17 protein-coding genes are annotated in these 23,313 nt (G+C 73.6%); 3 read left to right on the forward strand and 14 right to left on the reverse strand.

Annotation, left to right across the window (positions count from 1 at the left end):
- Positions 1-63: 63 nt before the first annotated feature.
- The 12 genes from ACXVGS_RS01645 to mraZ form a co-directional block, all read right to left on the reverse strand.
- Positions 64-870 carry a cell division protein FtsQ/DivIB gene (locus ACXVGS_RS01645; protein ID WP_458531300.1) on the reverse strand — a complete coding sequence of 269 codons (807 nt, stop codon included), beginning with the start codon at positions 868-870 and terminating at the stop codon, positions 64-66.
- Positions 867-2,312 (reverse strand): UDP-N-acetylmuramate--L-alanine ligase, encoded by a 1,446-nt coding sequence (gene murC, locus ACXVGS_RS01650; protein ID WP_458535411.1) that lies wholly within the window; start codon positions 2,310-2,312, stop codon positions 867-869. The genes ACXVGS_RS01645 and murC overlap by 4 nt, the downstream gene beginning before the upstream one ends.
- The gene (gene murG / locus ACXVGS_RS01655; protein ID WP_458528039.1) at positions 2,309-3,418 is read right to left on the reverse strand and encodes an undecaprenyldiphospho-muramoylpentapeptide beta-N-acetylglucosaminyltransferase; all 1,110 of its coding nucleotides are present in this window, start codon (positions 3,416-3,418) and stop codon (positions 2,309-2,311) included. The genes murC and murG overlap by 4 nt, the downstream gene beginning before the upstream one ends.
- Positions 3,415-4,683, reverse strand: coding sequence for a putative lipid II flippase FtsW (gene ftsW, locus ACXVGS_RS01660; RefSeq protein WP_458528038.1), 1,269 nt, complete (start codon positions 4,681-4,683; stop codon positions 3,415-3,417). Before ftsW ends, murG begins: the two co-directional genes overlap by 4 nt.
- A complete protein-coding gene (gene murD, locus ACXVGS_RS01665; protein WP_458528037.1) occupies positions 4,680-6,173 on the reverse strand; it encodes a UDP-N-acetylmuramoyl-L-alanine--D-glutamate ligase in 1,494 nt (497 codons plus the stop codon). The genes ftsW and murD overlap by 4 nt, the downstream gene beginning before the upstream one ends.
- Complete coding sequence (gene mraY, locus ACXVGS_RS01670; protein ID WP_458536564.1) at positions 6,170-7,252, reverse strand: phospho-N-acetylmuramoyl-pentapeptide-transferase; 1,083 nt, start codon at positions 7,250-7,252, stop codon at positions 6,170-6,172. Before mraY ends, murD begins: the two co-directional genes overlap by 4 nt.
- Entirely contained in the window at positions 7,249-8,643 is a 1,395-nt protein-coding gene (locus tag ACXVGS_RS01675) for a UDP-N-acetylmuramoyl-tripeptide--D-alanyl-D-alanine ligase (protein WP_458536565.1), read from the reverse strand. Before ACXVGS_RS01675 ends, mraY begins: the two co-directional genes overlap by 4 nt.
- Positions 8,640-10,214, reverse strand: coding sequence for a UDP-N-acetylmuramoyl-L-alanyl-D-glutamate--2,6-diaminopimelate ligase (locus ACXVGS_RS01680; RefSeq protein WP_458528035.1), 1,575 nt, complete (start codon positions 10,212-10,214; stop codon positions 8,640-8,642). The genes ACXVGS_RS01675 and ACXVGS_RS01680 overlap by 4 nt, the downstream gene beginning before the upstream one ends.
- 9 nt (positions 10,215-10,223) lie before the next feature.
- Positions 10,224-12,308: a penicillin-binding transpeptidase domain-containing protein gene (locus tag ACXVGS_RS01685; RefSeq protein ID WP_458528034.1), complete on the reverse strand. Its 2,085-nt coding sequence runs from the start codon at positions 12,306-12,308 to the stop codon at positions 10,224-10,226.
- 4 nt (positions 12,309-12,312) lie between these two features.
- Positions 12,313-12,969 carry a hypothetical protein gene (locus tag ACXVGS_RS01690; RefSeq protein WP_458528033.1) on the reverse strand — a complete coding sequence of 219 codons (657 nt, stop codon included), beginning with the start codon at positions 12,967-12,969 and terminating at the stop codon, positions 12,313-12,315.
- The gene (gene rsmH, locus ACXVGS_RS01695) at positions 12,966-13,946 is read right to left on the reverse strand and encodes a 16S rRNA (cytosine(1402)-N(4))-methyltransferase RsmH (RefSeq protein WP_458528032.1); all 981 of its coding nucleotides are present in this window, start codon (positions 13,944-13,946) and stop codon (positions 12,966-12,968) included. Before rsmH ends, ACXVGS_RS01690 begins: the two co-directional genes overlap by 4 nt.
- Before the next feature lie 182 nt (positions 13,947-14,128).
- Positions 14,129-14,560, reverse strand: coding sequence for a division/cell wall cluster transcriptional repressor MraZ (mraZ, locus tag ACXVGS_RS01700; RefSeq protein ID WP_141788725.1), 432 nt, complete (start codon positions 14,558-14,560; stop codon positions 14,129-14,131).
- A gap of 362 nt (positions 14,561-14,922) precedes the next feature.
- Here mraZ and ACXVGS_RS01705 point away from each other — a divergent pair, with 362 nt between their 5' ends.
- The 3 genes from ACXVGS_RS01705 to ACXVGS_RS01715 are packed head-to-tail and all read left to right on the forward strand — an operon-like array spanning position 14,923 to position 19,617.
- The gene (locus ACXVGS_RS01705) at positions 14,923-15,909 is read left to right on the forward strand and encodes an AAA family ATPase (protein ID WP_458528031.1); all 987 of its coding nucleotides are present in this window, start codon (positions 14,923-14,925) and stop codon (positions 15,907-15,909) included.
- Between the two features lie 55 nt (positions 15,910-15,964).
- Positions 15,965-17,224: a DUF58 domain-containing protein gene (locus ACXVGS_RS01710; RefSeq protein ID WP_458528030.1), complete on the forward strand. Its 1,260-nt coding sequence runs from the start codon at positions 15,965-15,967 to the stop codon at positions 17,222-17,224.
- Positions 17,221-19,617: a transglutaminase family protein gene (locus tag ACXVGS_RS01715; protein ID WP_458531892.1), complete on the forward strand. Its 2,397-nt coding sequence runs from the start codon at positions 17,221-17,223 to the stop codon at positions 19,615-19,617. The genes ACXVGS_RS01710 and ACXVGS_RS01715 overlap by 4 nt, the downstream gene beginning before the upstream one ends.
- 76 nt (positions 19,618-19,693) lie before the next feature.
- Here ACXVGS_RS01715 and sat read toward each other — a convergent pair whose 3' ends face one another.
- Positions 19,694-21,325 carry a sulfate adenylyltransferase gene (sat, locus tag ACXVGS_RS01720; protein ID WP_458528028.1) on the reverse strand — a complete coding sequence of 544 codons (1,632 nt, stop codon included), beginning with the start codon at positions 21,323-21,325 and terminating at the stop codon, positions 19,694-19,696.
- A gap of 139 nt (positions 21,326-21,464) precedes the next feature.
- The gene (locus tag ACXVGS_RS01725; protein WP_458531900.1) at positions 21,465-23,090 is read right to left on the reverse strand and encodes an RNA polymerase sigma factor; all 1,626 of its coding nucleotides are present in this window, start codon (positions 23,088-23,090) and stop codon (positions 21,465-21,467) included.
- Positions 23,091-23,313: the final 223 nt, after the last annotated feature.

Consider the following 23,313-nt stretch of genomic DNA (forward strand, 5'->3'; position numbering starts at 1 on the left):
CGTGCCGATGCCAACCCTAACGGCGGCGTGTCGCCCAGCGTGGCCCGGTTGGCCCAACTCGCCCTACCGGATCACCGGCGTGCCGGGCGTGCTGACGTCGATCAGCGAGGCGTTCTGGCGCAACAGGACCGAGAGGACCTTCACCTTCAGCTCAGGGTCAGACGCCCCGCCCCATACCACCGTCCGGCGACCGAGGGTGAGGCTGACCGAGCTGGCCCCGGTGACGCGCACGTCGGTGACCTGACGACGCTGAGCGGGGGTCAGGGCCTGCAGCACGGAGATCCCTGCGCGCAACGCCTCCCGGCTGGGCGGTGTCACGTCGGTGCGGATCTGCGGGACACCCCTGGGTGCGGCCGGCACGGTGGCGTAGGCGATGCCGTCGGCATCCACAACCTGTACCTGACCTTGAGGGTTCTTCACGGCGAGGACGGGCACCCGGGGCGACGCCGTGATCACGACCGTCGAGGGCCAGGAGCGGCTGACGGTGACCTCGGCCAGGGTCGCCGAGGCGATCACCCGGCGGGCGATGGCCCGGGTGTCCACGCGGGCCAGCGGCTGGCCGAGCGGCACCTGCGCCCGGGCGGTGATGTCCGCCACGGCCGCAGCGGGGACACCCTGGACGCGGACGGTGCGGGCGGCGAGGACCGGGCTGAACCACACCAGCCAGGCCAGGCCGGCCAACAGGCCCACGATCCCCAGGCTCCACCCGGCGAGCAGCCACGGGCGCCGGCGGACGCCCGCCGCGCGCGCCGCGAACCGCGCCCGCGAGGAGGCGACCCCGGTGCTGCGGCCACCCCCGCCGGCCCGGCCACGGGTGACCCACTGGGCGCGGCGGCCCCCCACGGTGGAGCTGCCACGCCGCGCGCTCACGCGCCGGCCGCCGGCACCTGCGGGCGCTCGCCGAGCAGCCGCAGGACCTCCGGCCCCACCATCGTCACGTCACCGGCCCCCACGGTCAGCACGAGGTCGCCGGGTCGCGCCAGCTCGGCGACGGCCGGGGCGACCGCCGACCAGGACGGCACGAACCGGGCGTCGGCGCCGGTGACCCGGTCGGCCACGAGGGCGCCGGACACCCCGGGCACCGGGTCCTCACGGGCCGCGTAGACGTCCATGACAAGCACCACGTCGGCCGGGCCCAGCGCGTCGGCCAGCTGCCCGGCGAAGTCGCGGGTGCGTGAGTAGAGGTGCGGCTGGAAGACCACGACCAGCCGGCCGGGTGCGGCCAGGCCGCGGGCGGTCTCGACCACGGCCGCCACCTTGCCGGGGTTGTGGGCGTAGTCGTCGACGACCCGCACTCCCCCGGCCTCCCCCTTGGGCTCGAAACGGCGCCGGGTGCCGGTGAAGCCGGCCAGGCCCTCCAGCACCAGGTCGGGGTCCTGGCCCAGCCCCTCGGTGGCCGCGAGCCAGGCGGCGGCGGCGTTGAGCAGGTTGTGCCGACCCGGTATGCCGATCTGCAGGGTCCGGGTGGTGTCCTCGCCGCGCAGCTGCAGCCGGGCACTGGAGGCCATGCCCTCACCGGCGAGGTCCGACAGGCGCAGGTCGGCGTCGTCGGCGACACCGTAGGTCAGCACCCGCACGCCGCCGGCCCGCGCGGCGTCGGCGAGGGAGCGCGCGCCCTCGTCGTCGGCGCACGTCACCAGCAGGCCACCGGGCTCGATGCTGGCGGCGAACCGCGCATACGCCTCCTGCACCGCCTCGAAGGTGCCGTAGAAGTCGAGGTGGTCGGGCTGGACGTTGGTGACGACGGCGACCTCGGGTCGGTAGACCAGGAAGGAGCCGTCGCTCTCGTCGGCCTCGGCCACGAACACGTCACCGGTGCCGTGGTGGGCGTTGGTGCCGTGCTTGGCGAGCTCGCCCCCGACCGCGAACGACGGGTCGACCCCGCAGTGCTGCAGCGCGACGGTGAGCATCGAGGTGGTGGTGGTCTTGCCGTTGGCCCCGGCCACGGCGACCCTGCGGCGGCCCTGCATCACCGAGGCCAGGGCCTGGGACCGGTGCAGCACCCGCAGGCCGCGCTCGCGGGCGGCCTTCAGCTCGGGGTTGTTCTCGCGGATGGCCGAGGAGATGACCACGGTGTCGGCGCCCTCGAGGTGGGCGGCGTCGTGGCCGACGTGGACGTCGGCACCCTCGGTCGCCAGCGCCGTCAGCACCAGGGACTCACGGGCGTCGGAGCCGCTGACCGCGACCCCCTGGGCGAGCATGACCCGGGCGACGCCGGACATACCGGCCCCGCCGATCGCGATGAAGTGGACCCGGCCGAGGTCGGCCGCGGCCGGCACCGGGTCGGTGAAGTCGAACCGGCTGTTCCTCACTGGCCCGGGCCTTCCACGGCGGCCACGACCATGTCGGCCAGGCGCTCGTCGGCGTCCCGCTCGCCCACGGTTGCCGCGGCGGTGGCCATCGCGGCGAGCCGGTCGGCGTCGGTGACCAGCGGGATGAGGTCGGAGTCGATCCACTCCGGGCTGACGGACGCGTCGTCGACGAGCACGCCTCCGCCGGCGGCGAGGACGTCGGTGGCGTTGACCCGCTGCTCGCCGTTGCCGATGGGCAGCGGGACGTAGACGGCGGGCAGGCCGACGGCTGTCAGCTCGCACACCATGCCCGCCCCGGCGCGGGTGACGACGAGGTCGGCCGCGGCGTAGGCGAGGTCCATCCGCTCGGCATACGGCAGCACGACGTAGCGCGGACCCTCGCCCTTGGGCACCGGGTCGAACTCCTTGCCGCGGCCGGTGACGTGCAGCACCTGCACGCCCGCGTCACGCAGGGCCTCGACCCGCTGCTCGAAGGCGCTGTTGAGCCGCTGGGCGCCCAGCGAGCCGCCGGTGACCAGCAGCGTGGGGCGGTGGTCCTCCAGCCCCAGGGTGGCCAGCGCCTCGGCCCGCAGGGCGGTGCGGTCGAGGTGGGTGATCTCGCGGCGCAGCGGCATCCCGATGGCCTTCGCGTGCGGCAGCACGGTGGAGCGGAAGGTCGTCGCGACCCAGGGGGTCATCCGCGCCCCGAGCCGGTTGGCCAGGCCGGGGCGGGCGTTCTGCTCGTGGATCACCACCGGGATGCCCCGCTTGCGCGCGGCGAGGTAGGCCGGGGTGGAGACGTAGCCGCCGAAGCCCACGACCACGTCGGCCGCGACGTCGTCGATGGCGCGGCCGGCCAGGGCCACCGCCGCGCGCAGGGCGCCCGGCAGCCGCAGCGCGTCACCCGAGGGCTTCCGTGGGAAGGCCACCTTGGGGATCGTCTTGAGTGGGTATCCGCGGGCCGGCACCAGGGAGGACTCGAGCCCGGTGTCGGTGCCGAGGGCGGTGACCTCCAGGTCGGGGTTGCGGCGGCGCAGGCAGTCCGCGAGGGCGAGCAGGGGTGAGACGTGACCAGCCGTCCCGCCCCCCGCGAGCAGCACGGAGGACAGGGCGTGGGGGTGGTTCATGAACGGGATCTCCGACCGAGGGGGACGACGGCGAGCGAGCGACGCACCACTCCGGGGCGCGCCGCGAGGGCCTCACGGCAGCCGGGCTCGTTGCGGGCGAACGAGACCAGCATGCCGAGAGCGAACAGGGTCGTCACCAGGGCGGAGCCGCCGCTGGAGACGAGAGGGAGCGGGACGCCGATGACCGGCAGCAGGCCGATCACGGCGCCGATGTTGATGACGGCCTGGCCGAGGATCCACACCATGACCCCGGCGGTGGCGACACGGGTGAAGAAGTCGTCGCTGCGCAGCACGAGGCGGTAGCAGGCCACGGCGATGACGGCGAACAGGCCGATGACCACGAGGGTGCCGGGCAGGCCGAGCTCCTCGCCGATGATCGCGAAGATGAAGTCGTTGTGGGCCTCCGGCAGCCACTGCCACTTCTCCCGGCTGGCGCCGAGGCCGACGCCCCACCACCCGCCGTCGGCCAGGGCGTACTGGCCGTGGATGGTCTGCCAGCACGCGCCGTTGGGGTCGGTGCAACCCCCACCGATCCACGAGTGGATGCGGTTCATGCGGTTCTTGCTGGTGACCACCATGACCACGCTGAGCAACGCCGCCCCACCCCCGGCCAGGGCGAACATGCGGGCCGGCACCCCGGCGGCGAAGAGCATGCCGGCGACGATCGCGAGCAGCACCATGCCGGTGCCCAGGTCACGGCCAGCCAGGACGAGGCCGATGATCCCGAACGCGGCAGGGAAGACCAGAGGGACCACGGCGTGCTTGAACTCGCCCAGCCGCCGGCGCTTGGAGCTCAGCACAGTGGCGCCGAAGAGGATCAGCGCGATCTTGGCGAACTCCGAGGGCTGCAGCTGCATGCCCCCGATGCGGATCCAGTTGCGGTTGCCCAGCACTGAGACACCCAGGGGGCTGAAGACCGTGGCCTGGAGCAGGAACGCCCCGACGAGCAGGAACGGCGCGGCGCGGCGCCAGCGACGCACCGGCTGACGGCTCGCGACGACCGCGCCGACGACGCCGATGACGGCGAAGCGCAGCTGGTTGAGGAAGACCGTGTAGGAGGAGTGCGTCTCCTTGTAGGAGGTGACGCTGGAGGCGGACAGCACCATGACCAGCCCGATGACGACGAGCAGGGCGGTGGCGCCGACCAGCAGGTAGTAGGTGGTGACCGGGGACTCCAGGCGCTCCGCGAGCGAGCCCAGGCGCCCGAGGGAGGCCGGTGCCGCGGACCGCGGTGCCGGGCGCGCCGGGGGCGTCGTCGCGCTCACGGCGCCTCGGGCCCTCCGCCGGCGTGGCGACGCACCGCGTCGGCGAACGCGTCACCGCGCGCGCCGTAGCTCGTGAACATGTCCAGGGACGCGCCGGCGGGAGCCAGGAGCACCACGTCCCCCGGCTGCGCCAGGGCGACCGCCTGCTGCACCACCGTGTCCATGACGCCAGTGTCCGTGCTCTCGAGGTCGACCACGGGGACGTCGGGCGCGTGTCGCGACAGGGCGTCGGCGATGCGCGCCCGGTCGGCGCCGATCAGCACCACCCCGCGCAGCCGGTCCTTCGCGGTGGCGACGAGCTCGTCGACGTCGGCCCCCTTGAGCTGCCCGCCGGCGACCCAGACCACGTGCTCGAAGGCCAGCAGCGAGGAGGCGGCGGCATGCGGGTTGGTGGCCTTGGAGTCGTCGACGAAGCGCACCCCGTCGACGATGGCGACGTCGGCGATGCGGTGGGCGTCGGGGCGGAACGCGCGCAGGCCGTCGCGGACGGCGACCGGCCCGACGCCGTAGGCCCGGGCCAGCGCGGCGGCCGCGAGGGCGTTGGCGACGTAGTGCGGGGCGACCGACGGGGCCTCGCCCTGCAGGTCGGCGAGGGTGCACAGCTCGGCCGCTGAGGTCTGGCGCTGCTCGACGAAGGCCCGGTCGGCCAGCACGTCGTCGACCAGGCCCACCATCGACAGCGCCGGGACGCCGAGGGTGAAGCCGACGGCGCGGCAGCCCTCGACCACGTCGGCGTCCATGACCAGCTGCTCGGTCACCGGGTCCTGCACGTTGTAGACGCAGGCGACCTGGGTGTTCTCGTAGATACGCCCCTTGGCGCGCTGGTACTCCTCCAGCGAGCCGTGCCAGTCGAGGTGGTCGGGGGCGACGTTGAGGCAGGCCGAGGCGACTGCGGAGATGGACCGGGACCAGTGCAGCTGGAAGCTCGACAGCTCGACGGCGATGACGTCGTACGGCTCGGGGTGGAGCACGGCCTCCAGGATCGGCGTGCCGACATTGCCCGCGCTGGTGGTGCGCAGCCCCGCGGCGGTGAGGATGGAGGCGAGCATGTTGACCGTGGTGGTCTTGCCGTTGGTCCCGGTGACCGTCAGCCAGGGCGCCGCGCCGGTCCGGGCGCGCATCCGCCAGGCCAGCTCGACCTCTCCCCAGACCGGTATGCCGGCCGCGGCCGCCGCGACCAGCAGCGGGTTGTCCGGGCGCACCCCGGGCGAGGTGACGACGAGCTCGGTGCCCTCCGGCGGGACGGACACGGCGTCCTCGCCCAGGTGCAGGCGGGCGCCGAGGATGTCCAGGATCCGGGCCCGCTCGGTGACGGCCTCGCTGACGTCGGGGCTCGTCGCGTCGACGACCGCCCCCCGCTCCAGCAGGGCGTCGGCGGCGGCGAAGCCGCTGACGCCGAGCCCGACCACGAGGACCCGCAGGCCGGACCAGTCGGCGTCGCAGTGGGTCAGGCCCGGCCGCGGCTCGTAGGCGTCCAGCGGTTCGCTCATGCCGCGCCTGCCACCCACTCGGCGTAGAAGATGCCCAGCCCGAGCGCGACGAACAGGCCCGCGATGATCCAGAAGCGGATCACGATCGTGACCTCGTTCCACCCGACCAGCTCGAAGTGGTGCTGCAGTGGCGCCATCCGGAAGACCCGTTTGCCGGTGAGCTTGAACGAGCCGACCTGGATGATGACGGACAGGGTGATGATGACGAACAGGCCGCCCAGGATGACCACGAGCAGCTCGGTGCGGGTGGTGATCGCCAGGCCGGCCAGCGCGCCACCGAGCGCGAGCGAGCCGGTGTCCCCCATGAAGATCTTGGCGGGGGAGGCGTTCCACCACAGGAACCCGAAGCAGGCGCCCATGACGCAGGCCGCGACCAGCGCGAGGTCGTGGGCGTCGCGGACCTCGTAGCACTTGGTTCCCGGGTTGGTCTGGCAGTTCTGGTTGAACTGCCAGATGCCGATGAGCACGTAGGCGCCGAAGACCATCACGCTGGTGCCCGTGGCCAGGCCGTCGAGGCCGTCGGTGAGGTTCACGCCGTTGCTGGTGCCGGCGATCATCAGGTTGGCCCAGATGACGAACAGGATCAGCCCGAGCAGCGTGCCGGCGAAGGCGAAGTTGACCGGGGTGTCCCGCACGAACGACACGAAGGGCGCCGCCGGCGTGCGGAAGTGGCTGTTGGGGAACTGCAGCGCGAGCACGGCGAAGATCACCGCGACCAGCGTCTGGCCGGCCAGCTTCTCCCCCGAGCGCAGGCCGAGGCTGCGCTGCTTGGAGATCTTGATGTAGTCGTCGAGGAAGCCGACCAGGCCCAGCCCGCCCATGAGGAAGAGGACGAGCAGCCCGCTCATCGTCAGCGGGGTCAGGGTGAGCAGGTGCGAGACGAAGTACGCCGACAGCGACGCGCCGATGATGACCGCACCGCCCATCGTGGGCGTGCCGCGCTTGGTGTGGTGGGAGGTCGGCCCGTCGTCACGGATGAACTGCCCGTAGCCCTGACGCACCAGGAACTTGATGAACATCGGGGTGCCGAGCAGGGCGACCACCAGCGAGATGGCGGCGGCCAGGAGTACGGCCTTCACGATGAAACCTCCGAGTCAGTGCCCCCGACGAGCCGGTCGCCGAGCCACCGTAGCCCAGCCGCGTTGCTGGACTTGAGCAGCACGACGTCACCGGGCTCCAACTCGCGCTGCAGCAGGGCGTAGGCCGCGTCCGCGTCGGGGACCCAGGTGGACTCCTGGCCCCACGAGCCCTCCTGGCGCGCGCCGCTGTCCATGGCCCGGGCGCCCTCGCCGACGACGACGAGGCGGGAGACGTTGAGCCGCACGGCCAGCCGGCCGACGGCGTCGTGCTCGACGGTGGACTCCTCCCCGAGCTCGAGCATCCCCCCCAGCACCGCCCAGGTCCGCCGGCCGCGGCCCATGGCGACCAGGGCCTTGAGAGCGGCGCGCATCGAGTCGGGGTTGGCGTTGTAGGCGTCGTTGACCAGCGTCACGCCGTCGGCGAGCTCGTGGACCTCCATGCGGTGCCGGCTGGCCGGCCGGGCTGCGGTGAGGGCCGCGGCGACGTCCGCGAGCGGCATACCGGTCTCGAGGGCGACCGCGGCGGCGGCGAGGGCGTTGGACACGTGGTGCTCGCCGTAGAGGCCGAGCTGGACGGGGACGCGGCCCTGCGCGGTGACCAGCGTGAAGGCCGCCCGGCCGGCGTCGTCGAGGACGACGTCCTCGGCGCGCACGTCGGCCCCGGGCGCGGAGCCGAAGCGGACGACGCGGGCGGGGGTCACCTCCGCCATCGCCGCGACCACCGGGTCGTCGGCGTTGAGCACGGCGACCCCGTCGGCCGGCAGCTCGCGCACGAGCTCGGACTTGGCCCGCCCGATCGCCTCGCGGGAGCCGAACTCGCCCACATGCGCCGTGCCGACGTTGAGCACGACGCCGATGCGCGGCGGGGCGACCTGCGTGAGGTAGGCGATGTGGCCGATCCCGCGCGCACCCATCTCCAGCACGAGGGTGCGGGTGGTCGGGGTGATCCGGCAGATCGTCAGGGGCACGCCGACCTCGCCGTTGAACGAGGCCTCGGTCGCCACCGTCTCGCCGCGCCGGGAGAGCACCGCGGCGATGAGGTCCTTGGTGCTCGTCTTGCCCGAGGAGCCGGTGATGCCGATGACGGTCAGCTCGGGGCTGGCGTCGATGAGGTGCCGGGCCAGGGCCGCGAAGCCGTCCTGGATGTCGGGGACGACGACGCAGGGCAGCTCGTCGACCTGGCGCGTGGTGAGCGCGGCGACGGCGCCGCGGTCCCGGGCTGCACCGGTGAAGGCGTGCCCGTCGGCGGCCTCGCCGACGCGGGCGACGTAGAGGCTGCCGGCGGCGGCCTCGCGGGAGTCGGTCACCACGGGGCCGTCGACGAGGACGTCCTCGCCGTGGTGGACGCCGCCGGTGACCCGGGCGATGTCGGTGAGCCGGAGCGGGATCACGGGACCACCGTGCCGTGGGGTGCCTGGTCGGTCATCAAGGCTGCGTGCAGCTCCTCGCGGTCGTCGAACGGGTGGACCACCCCGGCCACCTCCTGGCCGGTCTCGTGGCCCTTGCCCACGACGACCACGGTGTCGTCGGGGCTGGTGGCGTAGCTGACCGCGCGCCGGATGGCGTCGGCGCGGCCGGCCACCTCCACCACGTCGGTGGCGCCGCCGGGACGGGCAGCCCGGTCGCGCGCGCCCTCGAGCACCGCGGCCCGGATCGTCGCGGGCTCCTCCGAGCGGGGGTTGTCGTCGGTGACCACGACCACGTCGGCCTGGTCGGCAGCGGCCTCGCCCATGGGCGCCCGCTTGGCGCGGTCACGGTCGCCGCCGGCGCCGAGCACGACGACGAGGCGACCAGAGGTGTTGTGGCGCAACGACTTCAGCGCCGCCGCCACGGCGTCGGGGGTGTGGGCGAAGTCCACGACCGCCAGCGGCAGCGTAGCCGGGTCGGCGCCCTCGGGCACGACCCGCTCCATCCGGCCGGGCACGTGCGGGTCGGCGGCCAGGGCCTTCTCCACGGCGCCGGCGTCCAGCCCGCTCGAGAGCAGGACGACCGCGGCGACGGCGGTGTTGACCCGGTTGAAGTCACCGGGCAGGGCCGAGCGCAGGTGGAGGACGACCTCGGCCGAGCGCAGCGTGAACGCGGCGTCGTCACCCTCGACCGGCTCCAGGGTGAAGTCGGCGACCGTGCCGGCGTCGGAGCCGACGGTCAGCACGGGGACGGTCGCCTCCCGGGCCAGCCTCGCGCCCCAGTCGTCGTCGACGCAGACCACGCCGCGCCGGGACCGCTCGGGGGTGAACAGCGAGGCCTTGGCGAGGAAGTACTCCTCCATCGTCCCGTGGAAGTCCAGGTGGTCCTGCGACAGGTTCGTGAACGCCGCGACGTCGTAGACGACCCCATCGACCCGGTGCAGGGTCAGGGCGTGGCTGGACACCTCCATCGTGCAGGTGTCCACGCCGCGCTCCACCATCACCGCGAGCAGCGCGTGCAGGTCGCTGGACTCCGGCGTGGTGCGCACCGACTTGACCCGCTCGTCGCCCAGGCGGGTCTCCACGGTGCCGATGAGGCCGGTGGTGCGCCCCAGGGCGCGCAGTGCGGAGTCGAGCAGGTATGCCGTGGTCGTCTTGCCGTTGGTCCCCGTCACTCCCAGCATCGTCAGCGAGCGGCTGGGGTGCCCGTGGACGAGGTCGGCGACGTGCCCCATCACGGCGCGGGGGTCGGCCACCACGAGGACCGGCACCTGCCCGGCGATCTCCGAGGCCGCGACCAGCGCTGCGCCGGCCTCGTCGGTCAGGACAGCGGGGGCGCCGAGGCCGACGGCGCCGGCCGCGAAGGCGGCGCCGTGGACGTTGGCACCCGGCAGCGCGGCATACAGGTCACCGGCACGGACGGCCCGGGAGTCGTGCGTGACCCCGGTGACCTCGACGTCGGCGGCACCGGGCGTCGCCGGGGCACCCGCGCACGCAGCGACCTCGGTCAGGCTCGTTGCGCGGGGGAACTGGGGTCGGGGGGCCACACTCACCACGGGGAGACGTTACTGCCCGTCGGTCCGGAGCTTGATGGTGGGCGGAGTCGTCCCGGTCGGGGCGATCTTGTAGGCCTGCAACGCGTAGGTCATGACCTGCGAGAACACCGGGCCGGCGACGACGCCACCGAAGTAGCCGTTGACCGGGCGCTGCAGCGTCACCGCGACGACGAGCTCGGGCTTGTCCGCCGGGGCGAAGCCGATGAACGACGCGGTCTTGCCGCGGTAGGCCCCGACGGCGGGGTCGTAGCGGTCGGCGGTGCCGGTCTTGCCGGCGACGCGGTAGCCCTCGACGCGGGCCTCCGGCGCGGTGCCCTCGCTGCTGACGACGCCCTCGAGCATCTCGCGCACCTGCGTCGCCACCGCTGCGGACACCACCTGCACCGGCCTGGGGGCCGGGGTGGGCGTCATCGTCCCGTCCGGGGCCCGCACGCCCTTGATGAGCGTGGGCGGCATGCGGACCCCGCCGTTGGCGATCGTCTGGAAGACGCCGGCGGCCTGGATGGCGTTGACCGACAGGCCCTGGCCGAACATCACCGTGTAGCGCTGGGAGCCGCTCCAGTCCTTGACGGGCGTCAGCAGGCCGGGGCTCTCGCCGGGGAAGCCGATGCCCGACGCCTGGCCGACGCCGAACTTGGTGAAGTAGCTGTGCAGCGTGGCCGCGGGCACCTTCTCGCCGAGCTCGATGGTGCCGATGTTGCTGGACTGGGCCAGCACGCCGGCGGCCGTGAGGTGCTCGATGCCGTGGGCGTGGGAGTCGTGGAACGTCGTCCCGGCGCGGGGCAGGGTGCCGGGGACCGTCACCGGGGTCTCCGGGTTGGCCACGCCCTCCTGGAGGACGGAGGCGAACGTCATCACCTTGCCGGTCGATCCGGGTTCGTAGACCTCGTCGAAGGCCCGGTTGTCGAGGTTGCCCTTGGCCTTGGCGATGTTGTTGGGGTCGAACGTCGGGTAGCTGGCGACGGCGAGCAGCTCGCCGGTGTGGACGTTCTCGACGATCACGGTGCCCGAGAGCGCCTTGGTCTGCTGCACCTTCTGCGCGATGGCGTTCTGGGCGAACCACTGCAGGTCGCTGTTGATCGTCATCTGCACCGTGTGGCCGGGCACGGCGGGGGTGATCGACTGCTCCCCCGTGGGGATCATCCGGCCGTCGCGGGCACGCTCGTAGGTCTGGGTGCCCGGCTTGCCGCTGAGCTGGCGGTTCATCAGCAGCTCCAGGCCGCCGCCGGCGGTGCCGTCACCCCCCACGAAGCCGACCAGCGACGCGGCCGCGGTCGAGGTCGGGTAGGTGCGCTGGCTGGTGGGCTCGCTGTAGATACCGGGGATGCCCAGCTCGTTGATCCGACGCCAGGTCAGCGGTGACAGGCCCTTGGCCACGTAGGTGAAGCGACGGCTTCCCGTGAGGATCGTCGTGAGCTCCTCGACCGACTTGCCGGTGAGGGGGGCCAGGTCCTGGGCCGCGCCGGCCACGCCGACCTTGGTCAGGTGCCCGTTGACCGTCTTCTGGTACTCCGGGACCGCGGTCTGGTCGGCGGTGACGTTGCGGCGCTCGATGCTGGTGGCCAGCACCACGCCGTTGGTGTCGGTGATGTCGCCACGCATCGCGGGCACCGTGACGGTGTAGAGCCGGCTGCCCAGCGCCGCCGTGGCCATCTTCTTGGCGTCCAGTGCCTGGATCTTGACCAGCTGGGCGCCGAAGATGCTGAAGACGAACAGCACCGCGAGCATGACGAAACGCACCCGACGGTGCGGGTGCGCGACGCCGAGCCGGACCGGCTTGACCGGCCGGCGGTGCGGGCGTGGCCCGGAACCGCTCGGCGGCCCCTGCCGCGGGCGGCGCGCAGCTCCTGCTCCCCCGGCGCCGGCCGTGGTGCCCTGGCGCTGGGGGGTGGGGCGGGCCTTGCCCGTGGGCCGGCCGGCGCGGTCCGCGGGGGGACGACCCGAGCCGCCGGCCGGGGGCCGGGGCGCCCGGTCGGTGCCGGTCCGGGGTGTCCGCGGCGAGCTCGGCGCCCCGGCGCCTCGCGGGACGCGGGTGGCCCCGGGGCCGCCCCGGCCTGCGGGGCCTCCCCGGCCGCCGTCACGGCTCGGGCTCACGTGCTCACCTCGTGCTCGTCGCGTTGGCGTTGCCGCCCTGGCCGGACGCCCCCTTGCCGGTGGTCGTCCGCGTCGTCGTCGTGGTCGTGCTTCCGTCGCTGTTGACCGTCGTGACCACCGTGGTCGTCACGCCGTTCTTCGTGGTCACCGCCGTGGTGCTCGTCGGCTGGGCGGCCGGCGTGGCGGAGGCAGCGGGCGCGGGTGTCGCCGCGGCGACGGCCGGAGGCACCACGACCTGCCCGATCACGGTAAAGCCGGGCTGCTTCTTCGCCGGCTTCGCCACGCCGAACACGGCCCCGTCCGAGAGCCGCAGGAACGCCGCGGACTGCGAGGGCACCATGCCCATCGACACGGCCTCGCGGGCCAGGTGCTGGGGCGAGGAGGCGGTCTCGATCTGCTGGGTCAGCGCGTCCTGGGTGTCGCTGAGCTCACCGGAGGTGGCCTGCAGGTCGTGCAGCGCGAAGGCGCCCTGGGCCAGGCTGGTGTTGAGCAGCAGCAGGCCGAGCAGGCCGGCGCTGAGCAGCAGCATGCACAGCACGGCGAAGCCGGCGCCCGGCTTCTTCGTCTCGGCGCCGCTGACCACCCGGAGGCTGGGCAGGGTGGGCTGGCGGCGTGGGGCGCGGACCCCGACCCGAGCGGCCGCGGCAGTCATCTGGCTCATGCGGTGTGTCCCTTCGTGGCCCGGGTGCGTTCGGCGGCCCGGAGCCGGGCCGAGGCTGCGCGGGGGTTGGCTTCGATCTCGGCGGCGCCGGGTTCCTCGGCACCGCGGGTGAGCAGTCGCAGGTAGGCCGCGTGCTCGGGCAGCTCCACCGGCAAGCCGGCCGGGGTGCTGCTGCGTGCCCCGGCGGCGAGGACCCGCTTGGTCAGCCGGTCCTCCAGCGAGTGGTACGACAGCACCGCGATCCGGCCGCCCACGGCGAGGGCGTCGATCGCGGCGGGCAGCGCCGTCGCGATGGCCTCCAGCTCCTGGTTGACCTCGATGCGCAGCGCCTGGAAGGTGCGCTTGCCCGGGTGGCCACCGCTCTTCTGCGAGGCCGCGGGCACCGCGGCGCGCAGCAGCTCGACCAGGCGCGCGGAGGTGGTGAACGGCTCCTTGACGCGCTCTCGGACGATGGCACCCGCGATACGGCGGGCGAAGCGCTCCTCGCCGTACTCCTTGAGGATGCGCTCGAGGTCCGCGGCGTCGTAGGTGTTGAGGACCTCCGCGGCGGTGATGCCCCGCGTCTGGTCCATCCGCATGTCCAGCGGCGCGTCCTGGGCGTAGGCGAAGCCGCGGTCGGCCTCGTCCAGCTGCAGCGAGGACACCCCGAAGTCGAAGAGCACCGCCTGCACCTGTGGCAGGTCCAGGTCGTCGAGCACGTCGGCGACCTCGTCGTAGACGGCGTGTACCGGGGTGAACCGGTCGCCGAACGCGGCCAGCCGCGCCCCCGCCAGCTCCAGCGCCTCGGTGTCACGGTCGATGCCGACCACCCGCGCGTTGGGGCAGCGCTGGAGCACCGCCTCGGCGTGCCCGCCCATGCCGAGGGTGCCGTCCACGTAGACCGAGCCCGGCTCGGCCAGCGCGGGCGCGAGCAGGTCGAGGATGCGGTCACGCAGGACGGGGACGTGCCGCTGCTCGGCGGTCCCTCGTGCGTTCATGGGTGGGGCTTCCTTCTCTTGGTATGACGGGTGGCTGGCTCGGGGTCAAGGTCCGGGTGGGTGGTCCTGCAGTCAGGTCTCCAACCGCTCCAAGGGGTGCGGCCCGGGGCCGGGGAAGGTGTCCCGGGACGCGAAGCGGGTGGAGACCTGGCAGCAGGGCCGGTGGGGCGGCCCTCCGGGGGTCAGAGGAGCCCGGGGATCACCTCCTCGGCCTGCTCGGCGAACGCCTGCTCGGTGCCCTCGAGGTAGGTGGCCCACGCGGTGCTGTCCCAGACCTCGACGCGGGATCCGGCGCCGATGACGGTGCAGTCCCGGCTCAGGCCGGCGTACTCGCGCAGGGTCGCCGGGATGGTGACCCGGCCCTGCTTGTCGGGGATCTCGTCGGAGGCGCCGGAGAGGAAGACGCGCGCGTAGTCGCGGGCGGCCTTGCTGGTGACGGGCGCCTGCCGGATCGACTCGGCCACGCGGACGAACTCGTCCATGGGGAAGACGTAGAGGCAGCGCTCCTGCCCGCGGGTGACCACCAGGCCGCCGGCGAGGCGGTCCCGGAACTTGGCGGGGAGGAACAGTCGGCCCTTGTCGTCCAGCCGGGGGGTGTGCGTGCCGAGGAACACGGCGCCTCCTCCCCCCTGCGGCTGTCGCGCGACCACTGCTCTCCTTGTCGCCCCACTTTACCCCACTCTCCTCCACCGCAAGCCGTTTTGACGCAACACACGGCCCGACTTCTGCCGGGTTTGCGCAGGTCAGCCGGGGTGGGGCGCGGTGGGGGAAAATTGGCCGTCCAGCCGTCCGCTGGCGAGTGGCGCAGGCCGCGCCGTGCGGGGCCACGCACGGGGAACATGACGAATCGGCATCGAACCGCGTCAGGGGTGGGGGACGTGGAGGGAAGTGGGGGCAGGATCTCCCCGGACCGAAGGGGGAATGAACTTTGAGCGGGAGCAGCGCCGCCGGCGGCGGTTTCGTGCAAGATCAGGACATGGACGTGGAGTCGGGGACCCAGGCCGGTGGCAACGACAGCCTCGAGCTGGTCGGAGACGTGGCCGGGCGGATCAGCACCGCCATGCAGTCGGTCATCGAGGGCAAGCCCGACGTCGTGACCACGGCGATCACCGTGCTGCTCGCTGGCGGCCACCTGCTCATCGAGGACGTGCCCGGCGTCGGCAAGACGATGCTGGCCAAGGCGCTGGCCCGCTCGATCGACTGCTCGGTGCGCCGGATCCAGTTCACCCCGGACCTCCTGCCCAGCGACATCACCGGTGTCAGCGTCTTCAACCAGGACCTGCGCGACTTCGAGTTCCGCCCCGGCGCGATCTTCGCCAACGTGGTGGTCGGCGACGAGATCAACCGGGCCTCGCCCAAGACGCAGTCGGCGATGCTGGAGTGCATGGAGGAGGGCCAGGTCACCGTCGACGGCCAGACCTACGAGCTGCACAAGCCGTTCATCGTCATGGCCACGCAGAACCCCATCGAGATGGAGGGCACCTACCCGCTGCCGGAGGCCCAGCGCGACCGGTTCATGGCACGCATCTCCATGGGCTACCCCTCCCCCGCGGCCGAGGTGGCCATGCTGGAGACCCACGGCGACACCTCGCCCCTGGACGACCTCGTGCCCGTCACCGACGGCGAGACGGTGGCCAAGCTCATCGAGACGGTCCGCACCCTGTGGACCAGCCCGGCGGTCAAGCAGTACGTCGTCGACCTCATCACCGCGACCCGCAGCACCCCGGCCCTGCGCCTGGGCGCCTCCCCGCGCGCGTCGCTGCACCTGCTGCGCAGCGCCCGGGCGCACGCCGCCCTCGCCGGGCGCGACCACGTGCTGCCCGACGACGTGCAGGCCCTGCTGGTGCCCGTGCTCGCGCACCGGCTCCTGCTCACCGGCGAGACCCAGCTCGCGCGGCGCACCCCCGCCGACGTGCTGCACGAGATCGTCCGCCGGGTCCCCGTCCCCGCAGCCGGTCGGTGACCGGCACGGCAGCACGACGCGCACCCAGCCCGATGACCAGCCCGAGGCGACCCCGATGACCCGGCTCAAGGACGTGCTCACCACCAGGGGCCGGGCCTTCGTCGCGGCCGGGCTGACGCTCGTGGTCACCGGGCTCGGGCTCGGCCTGGGCGACCTGACCCGGATCGGGGTGCTGCTCGTCGCCCTGACCGTGCTCGCGTCACTGACCAGCCGCCGCGCCCTGCCGGAGCTGAGCGTGGAACGCCGCGTCCGGCCCGCGCGGCTGGCCGTGGACGAGGTGGCCACCGTCGAGGTCGAGTTCGGCAACACCGGCACGCGACGCTCGCCGATCCTCATGGCCGAGGAGCGCGTCGACTACACCCTGGGCGACCGGCCCCGCTTCGTCCTGCCGCGCATGGCTCCGGGCGAGCGCCGCGAGGTCAGCTACGCGATCCGGTCGCACCTGCGCGGGCGGCACCGCCTCGGGCCACTGACCCTGCGCATCCGGGACCCGTTCGGGCTGTCCGCGCGGGCGGTGGCCCTGAGCTCCACCAGCGAGGTGCTCGTGCTCCCCCGCGTCGAGGAGCTGACCAGTGGCCGCGCCGGCGGCGAGGGGATCGGCGCCGAGGGCGTCATCCCGCACATGGTGGCGCTGCACGGCGAGGACGACGTGGCGATCCGCGAGTACCGCGACGGCGACGACCTGCGCCGCATCCACTGGCCGGCCACGGCGCACCAGGGCGAGCTCATGGTCCGCCAGGAGGACCGGCCCGCACGGCGCCGGGCCGTGCTCGTGCTGGACTCGCGCGCCGCGGGCCACCGCGGCTCCGGGGCCTCCGGCTCGTTCGAGTGGGCGGTCAGCGCGGTCGCCTCCGTCGCGGTGCACCTCGCGGGCCACGGGTATGCCGTGCACCTGGTCAGCCACGAGTCGGTCACCGAGGGGCGCTCCGCGGAGATCATCGACGTGGACTCCGCCCTCGAGGCGCTCGCCCTGGCCGCCACGGACCCCGGCCCGACCCTCGACGACGTGCTGCACGCCGCGCACCCCCTGACCGCGGCCGGCGGCCTGGTCGTGGCGGTCGCCACCGACCACGACGAGGAGCTGCTGCGCCAGCTGCTGACCCTGCGCCAGCCGGGCGGGGTGGCACTGCTGCTGCTGCTCGACTCCGCCAGCTTCGCGCACGGGGGCAGCACCGGCGGCAGCCGCGCCGAGGACCTCGCCGAGGTCGCCCGGGCAGCCGGGTGGGGCACGCGGGTGGTGCGCTCCGGGGAGTCGATCGCCCGGGCCTGGGCCGCGGTGTCGACCGGATCGAGCCGGATCGGGGTCGGCGGGTGAACGCGCGACCGGGCGAGGCCGCCCTCGCCGCCCTGGCCACTGTCACCGCCATCTGGCCGGTGACCACGCTGCTGGACTCCGGCGAGTGGGTCCGCGGAGCCGTCGCCATGGTCCTCGTGGTGGCTCTGGTCGGCGTCGCCGCCCGCTCGGTCCGGCTGCGCGGCTGGCAGGTCGCCCTGGCGCAGACGGTCGCCGCGGCGGTCGTGGCGGGCTGGCTCTACGGCCGCGGGCACCTGTGGCACGGGCTGCCCGGCATCGAGACGGCGACGGCGTTCAACAGCCTGCTCGTCGACGCGCGCGGGACGATCGAGAGCTTCACCGCTCCGGCACCCACCACACGTGGCCTGTCCCTGCTCGTCGGGCTGGTCGCCGGGGTGGTCGCCGTGGTCGTGGACTACCTCGCGGTCACCCGGCGGTCGGCGGCCATGGCCGGCCTGCCCCTGCTGGCCGTCTTTCTCGGCTCCTCCGCCAACAGCGGGTCCTCCCTGCACCCGGCGTTCTTCGTCGCGCTGGCCGTCGTCTGGCTGGTGATGGTCGGCCGCCAGGGCACCGGGCTCGTGCGCCGGTGGAGCACCACGAGCGCCACGCCCCTGACGCCGGTCAGCTCGGCGTCGTCCGTGGGTGACACCGGCGCGGCCGGCACTGCGACGCTCGGCCGGTCCCTCGGCGTGGTGGCGATCGCGGCCGCCCTCGTCGTGCCGCTGGCCCTCCCCCACCTGCCCACCCGGTTCCTGCTGTCGGGACTGGGCCGCAACGACGACAGCAGCGGCAGCGGTGGCAGCGTCGGCTTCAGCCAGAGCCTGGACCTGGCCCGCGACCTGGCCGACCGCAGCACCCGGCCCGTCCTGACCTACCGGACCACCGCGAGCGCGCCCCCGCCACTGCGGGTGACGGTCAGCTCGACCTACGTCAACGGCAGCTGGCTGCCGCCGCGGCGCAGCGTGGACCGGACCGCCACGAGCGCGGACCCGTCGGTGCCGACGCCGACCGGGCTCGACCCGTCGGTGCCCAAGCGGCGCGAGTCGGTCAGCGTGCTGGGCAACCTGCTCGAGCCGCCGAACCTCGCGGCCCCCTACCCGCTGGCCGGGGCGGACCTCGGCGGGACCCGGTGGGGCCTGGACAACCGCACCCAGTCCGTGCTGGTCGCCGACCAGGTCTCCGGCTACGACCTGTCCTACTGGGACGTCGAGCCCACCGACAGCATGCTGCGCGACGGTGTGCCCGGTGCCACCACGAACCGGGTCGTCGACCCCCGCGACCTGCAGGTCGACAGCCGGTCGGCCGCCCGGGTGCGCGCCCTCGCCGACGCGGTCACCAAGGGCCGCACCAACGCCTACGACAGGGCCCTGGCCATCCAGGAGTTCCTGCGCAGCAACGGCGGGTTCACCTACTCCCTGACGCTGGCCCCGCCGGTCACCGACCAGTCCGGGCGCGTCCTGCCGCTCGACCCGCTGTCGCACTTCCTGGTCACGCGCCAGGGCTACTGCGTGCAGTTCTCCACCGCCATGATCATGATGGCGCGCGCGCAGGGCATCCCCGCCCGGATCGCCGTCGGCTTCCTGCCCGGCCACGTCGACCGGGGCATCTGGACCGTCGCGGTCGCCGACGCCCACGCCTGGCCGGAGCTGTACCTCGACGGGATCGGCTGGCTGCGCTTCGAGCCGACACCGGCCGCCCGCAGCGGTGCGGCGCCCATCTACGCCACCGTCCTGCCGGGCTCCAGCGCCGACGAGGGGCGTCCCACCGACACCACGGCGAGCGGCAGCAGCTCCTCGACGCGCAAGCAGGACCTGCTCGAGCGCGCCAACGACGTGGCCACGCCGCAGACGGCACTGCCCGGCGGGAGCGCGCGCGCCTCGTGGGTGGACCACCTGCCGCACGGGTGGTCGCTGGTGCTCCTCGCGGTGCTCCTCGGGCTCGTCGGAGCGGCCGCCGCCCCGGCAGGAGCGCTGTGGTCACGTCGGAGGCGGCTGCGCTCGGCTCCCGACGGTGCAGGCCGGGTCGAGGCGCAGTGGGTGGCGCTCACCGAACAGCTCGCCGACCTGGGCATGCCCGCGCCACCGAGCCAGACCCCGCGCCAGCTGCATGACCACTACGTGCGCGAGGCCTACCTCGACCACGACGGCGAGCAGGCCCTCGGCCGGGTCCTGGGCACTCTGGAGCGGGCCCGCTACGCGCCGCCACGCGCTGCCGTCGTGGACGTGCGACAGGACGCCCACCGCGTCCTGAGGGCCGTGGCGCCGACCCGACCGCTCTGGCTCCGGCTGCGCGCGGTGGTCATGCCCTCCGCCGGGACGGCCGAGGTACGCCGCCTGCGCCGGCGCACCGCGCGGGCCCTGGGCAGCCCGTTCCGTGCGGTGGCGGCACTGGTCCGGCGCCTCACCCAGCGCTGACACGCCTGGAGCGATCGCGCCGGGCGCCAACCCGCTCCGGGGATCGCCCGGGCCCGCCGTGCTCCCCCCGGTCCGCTCAGGCGCTGACCTGGTCCTCCTGACTGGTGAGGAACCCATGGGCCCGCAGCTGCCCCAGCAGCGCCTCGACCCTGGCCCGGGCGGCCCCGGTTGAACCCGGTGACCCCGACCGGCCTGCCGTTCCGGCCGGGGCCACCGGCACGAGGAAGAAGCCGCCCCAGGCCTCGACCTCGATCCGCATCCGCTCCAACGCCGGGGCGTCGGCGGTGTGGACAGTGCACAACGCGATGTCCCCGGCCCGAGTGGACTCCACGGCGCGGGCGGTCAGCCCGGCCAGGTCGGCCACCGGCGCGGGGGTCGGGGTCGCCTGCTCCGGGCGGCTGCCCTCGTCGCCGATCCGCCGGACCCTGCGGCCGAGGGCCTGCAGGCGGCAGGCGAGCTCGGCCGCCGTGGCGGTCGTCTCCGCACCCGGCTCACCCACGAGGACCACGGTCACGCCGCGTTCGGGCAGGGGCGGGTAGCGGCGCCGCAGCACCGAGGCGACCGCCGGCGGCGTGAACCAGGACGGCAGTGCCTGGCCCCGGGCCAGGCGGCGGCGCACCTCGGTGCCCGAGATGACGCTGACCTGCGTGCCGGGCGGGACCTGGTCCACCGGCTCGTAGCTGTCGGTGTCCTCGACGTAGCCGAGCTGCGGGAAGGAGACCATCGACACCGCGAGCTCGTCCTGGTGCCGGCGCACCAGCTCCTGCGCGGCATACGGGTCATAGAAGGGACGGCCCAGGCTGTCCTGCCCCGGTCCGGCGTGGTCGCGGCCGACGATCATGTGGGTGGCGCCGAAGTTCTGCCGGATGATCGCGTGCCACAGGGCCTCCCGCGGCCCGCCCATGCGCATGGCCAGCGGCAGCAGGGCCAGCGTCGCCTGCCCGCTGCGGTAGGTAGGCAGCAGGCTCTCGTAGCAGGCGACCCGGGTGGCCACGTCGACGTCGCCGGGCTTGGTTGGGCCGACCACCGGGTGGATGAGCAGGTGGGCCCCCGTCTCCCGCGCCGCCCGCAGGGTCAGCTCCTGGTGCGCGCGGTGCATCGGGTTGCGGGTGTTGAAGGCGACCACCCGGGTGATGCCGAGCCGGTCGAAGTGGGCGCGCAGGCCGGCCGGGGTGAACCGCGGCCCCGCCCCCTCGAGGGTCGTCGCGGACGGCAGCACCTCGAGCCGGCCGGCGAGGTACCACCGGTGCGAGCGGTAGAGCAGGTGGTCGACGCTGGGGTGCGCCGGGTCGCACCGGCCGAACACCGCCTCGGCCTCCACGCGCGGGTCTACCCGCCAGGCCTCGTGCACGTCGAGCACCGCGAGCAGACGGCCGTCGTCGTCGCGCAGGGCCAGGCGCCCCCACAGCAGGGCCGCGTCGCGGGTGCGGTCGTCCACGTCCAGGGTCACCGGGATCGGCCACAGCGTGCCGTCGACGAGGCGCATCCGCTCGCAGACCGAGGCGTGGTCGGCCCGGCCGAGGAAGCTGGTCAGCGGGGAGAAGGCACCGCAGGCCAGCAGGTCCAGGTCGCAGCGTTGCCGCTCGGTGAGGACCCAGGACGGCCACCGGTCCCCCAGCGCCATGAGCTCGGCCGCGCGGCCCTCGTCGACCACCAGGTCGACCAGCTTCCCACCGTGCGGAGGCGCCAGGCCCCGGTCCCCGTGCATCCTGCCTCCGTCGTCGTCGAGCGCATCGTGCGCCGATTGTCACGGCCCGGCGAGGGCGGGCGCCTCCGTCGTTCGACGGAGGACGACGAAGCGCCCGCCACCCCTTCGGGGGTGACGGGCGCTGTCGTGGGGCTGCGGGTCAGTCCAGGTAGTCGCGCAGGACCTGCGAACGCGACGGGTGGCGCAGCTTGGACATCGTCTTGGACTCGATCTGGCGGATCCGCTCGCGGGTCACGCCGTAGACCTTGCCGATCTCGTCCAGCGTCTTGGGCTGGCCGTCGGTGAGGCCGAAGCGCATCGACACGACGCCCGCCTCACGCTCGGAGAGCGTGTCGAGCACCGAGTGCAGCTGCTCCTGCAGCAGCGTGAAGCTCACCGCGTCGGCCGGCACGACCGCCTCGGAGTCCTCGATGAGGTCACCGAACTCGCTGTCGCCGTCCTCGCCGAGCGGGGTGTGCAGCGAGATGGGCTCGCGGCCGTACTTCTGGACCTCGACAACCTTCTCGGGGGTCATGTCGAGCTCCTTGGCGAGCTCCTCCGGGGTGGGTTCGCGGCCGAGGTCCTGCAGCATCTGGCGCTGGACGCGGGCGAGCTTGTTGATGACCTCGACCATGTGCACCGGGATGCGGATGGTGCGGGCCTGGTCGGCCATCGCGCGGGTGATCGCCTGGCGGATCCACCACGTCGCGTAGGTCGAGAACTTGTAGCCCTTGGTGTAGTCGAACTTCTCGACCGCGCGGATCAGGCCGAGGTTGCCCTCCTGGATCAGGTCCAGGAAGAGCATGCCGCGACCGGTGTAGCGCTTGGCCAGGGAGACGACCAGACGCAGGTTGGCCTCGAGCAGGTGGTTCTTGGCCTTCTTGCCGTCCTGGGCGATCCACCACAGCTCACGCTTGAGCTTCATGTCGATCTTGTCGCCGGAGTTGAGCTTCTCCTCGGCGAACAGGCCGGCCTCGATGCGCTTGGCCAGCTCGACCTCCTGCTCGGCGTTGAGCAGGGCGACCTTGCCGATCTGCTTGAGGTAGTCCTTGACCGGGTCCGCGGTCGCACCGGCGGTGACGACCTGCTGGGCCGGGGCGTCCTCCTCGTCGTCGTCGCGGATGACGAAGCCGGCCTCCTCGGACTCCTCCTCCGTCTCCGCCTTGGCCGGGGCCTCGGCGTCCTCGGCTCCCTCCTCGACGACCGCCTCGGGCTCGTCCTCGACGGCGACGTCCTCGAGCTCGCTCTCGTCGACGTCGGTCGGCTCCTCGTCGACGTCGACGGCCTCCTCGACCCCCTCGGCAGCGGTCTCGGCGCCGGCCTTCTTGGCCGCGGCCTTCTTGGTGGTGGCCTTCTTCGCGGCCGCCTTCTTGGCCGGCGCGGCGGCGGCAGCAGCCGCGGCCTTGGGCGTCGCCGCCTTCGCCGCCGTCTTGGTGGCCGCGGGCTTGGCAGCGGTCTTCGTGGCGCCGGCAGCCTTCTTGGCGGGGGCCTTCTTCGTCGCCTTGGCCGTGGTGGTGCGGCGGGCCGAGGTGGCGGCAACCGCACGGTGCGCAGTGGCGGTGTCGAGGGTGACGCTGATCCCCTGCTCCTCCAGCGAGCGCAGGACGGCCTTCATCCGCTTGGGCTCCACCTCGGCACCGAGGAGGGCGTCGCGCAGCTGGCTGCTGTCGACCGAGCCGTGGGCGTTGCCGACCGCCAGGAGCTCCTGGAGGGCGGGGTGGGAGAACTCAGCCGGCAGCGGGCGCGCAGGGCGCTCCGCCGACGGGACGGGGTGGGCGTTCGACACAGGCGACACCGACTACCTTTCGTCGCGACTCTGGTGCACCGCAGGTCAGATCAGCTCCGAAAGCGGTGCCGACGGAGACCGAGGACGTTGCGGGAAGTTCGTGGTGACCGGATCGGCGGCGGCATCTCCGGTCGTGCAGATGAACATTGTAAAACGTCGGAGGTCATGCCCGCGCCCCGAGTGCCCGAAATCCGCGCCACCACAACGTTGCACACCGCCTCCG

Source organism: Oryzihumus sp. (assembly GCF_054325275.1).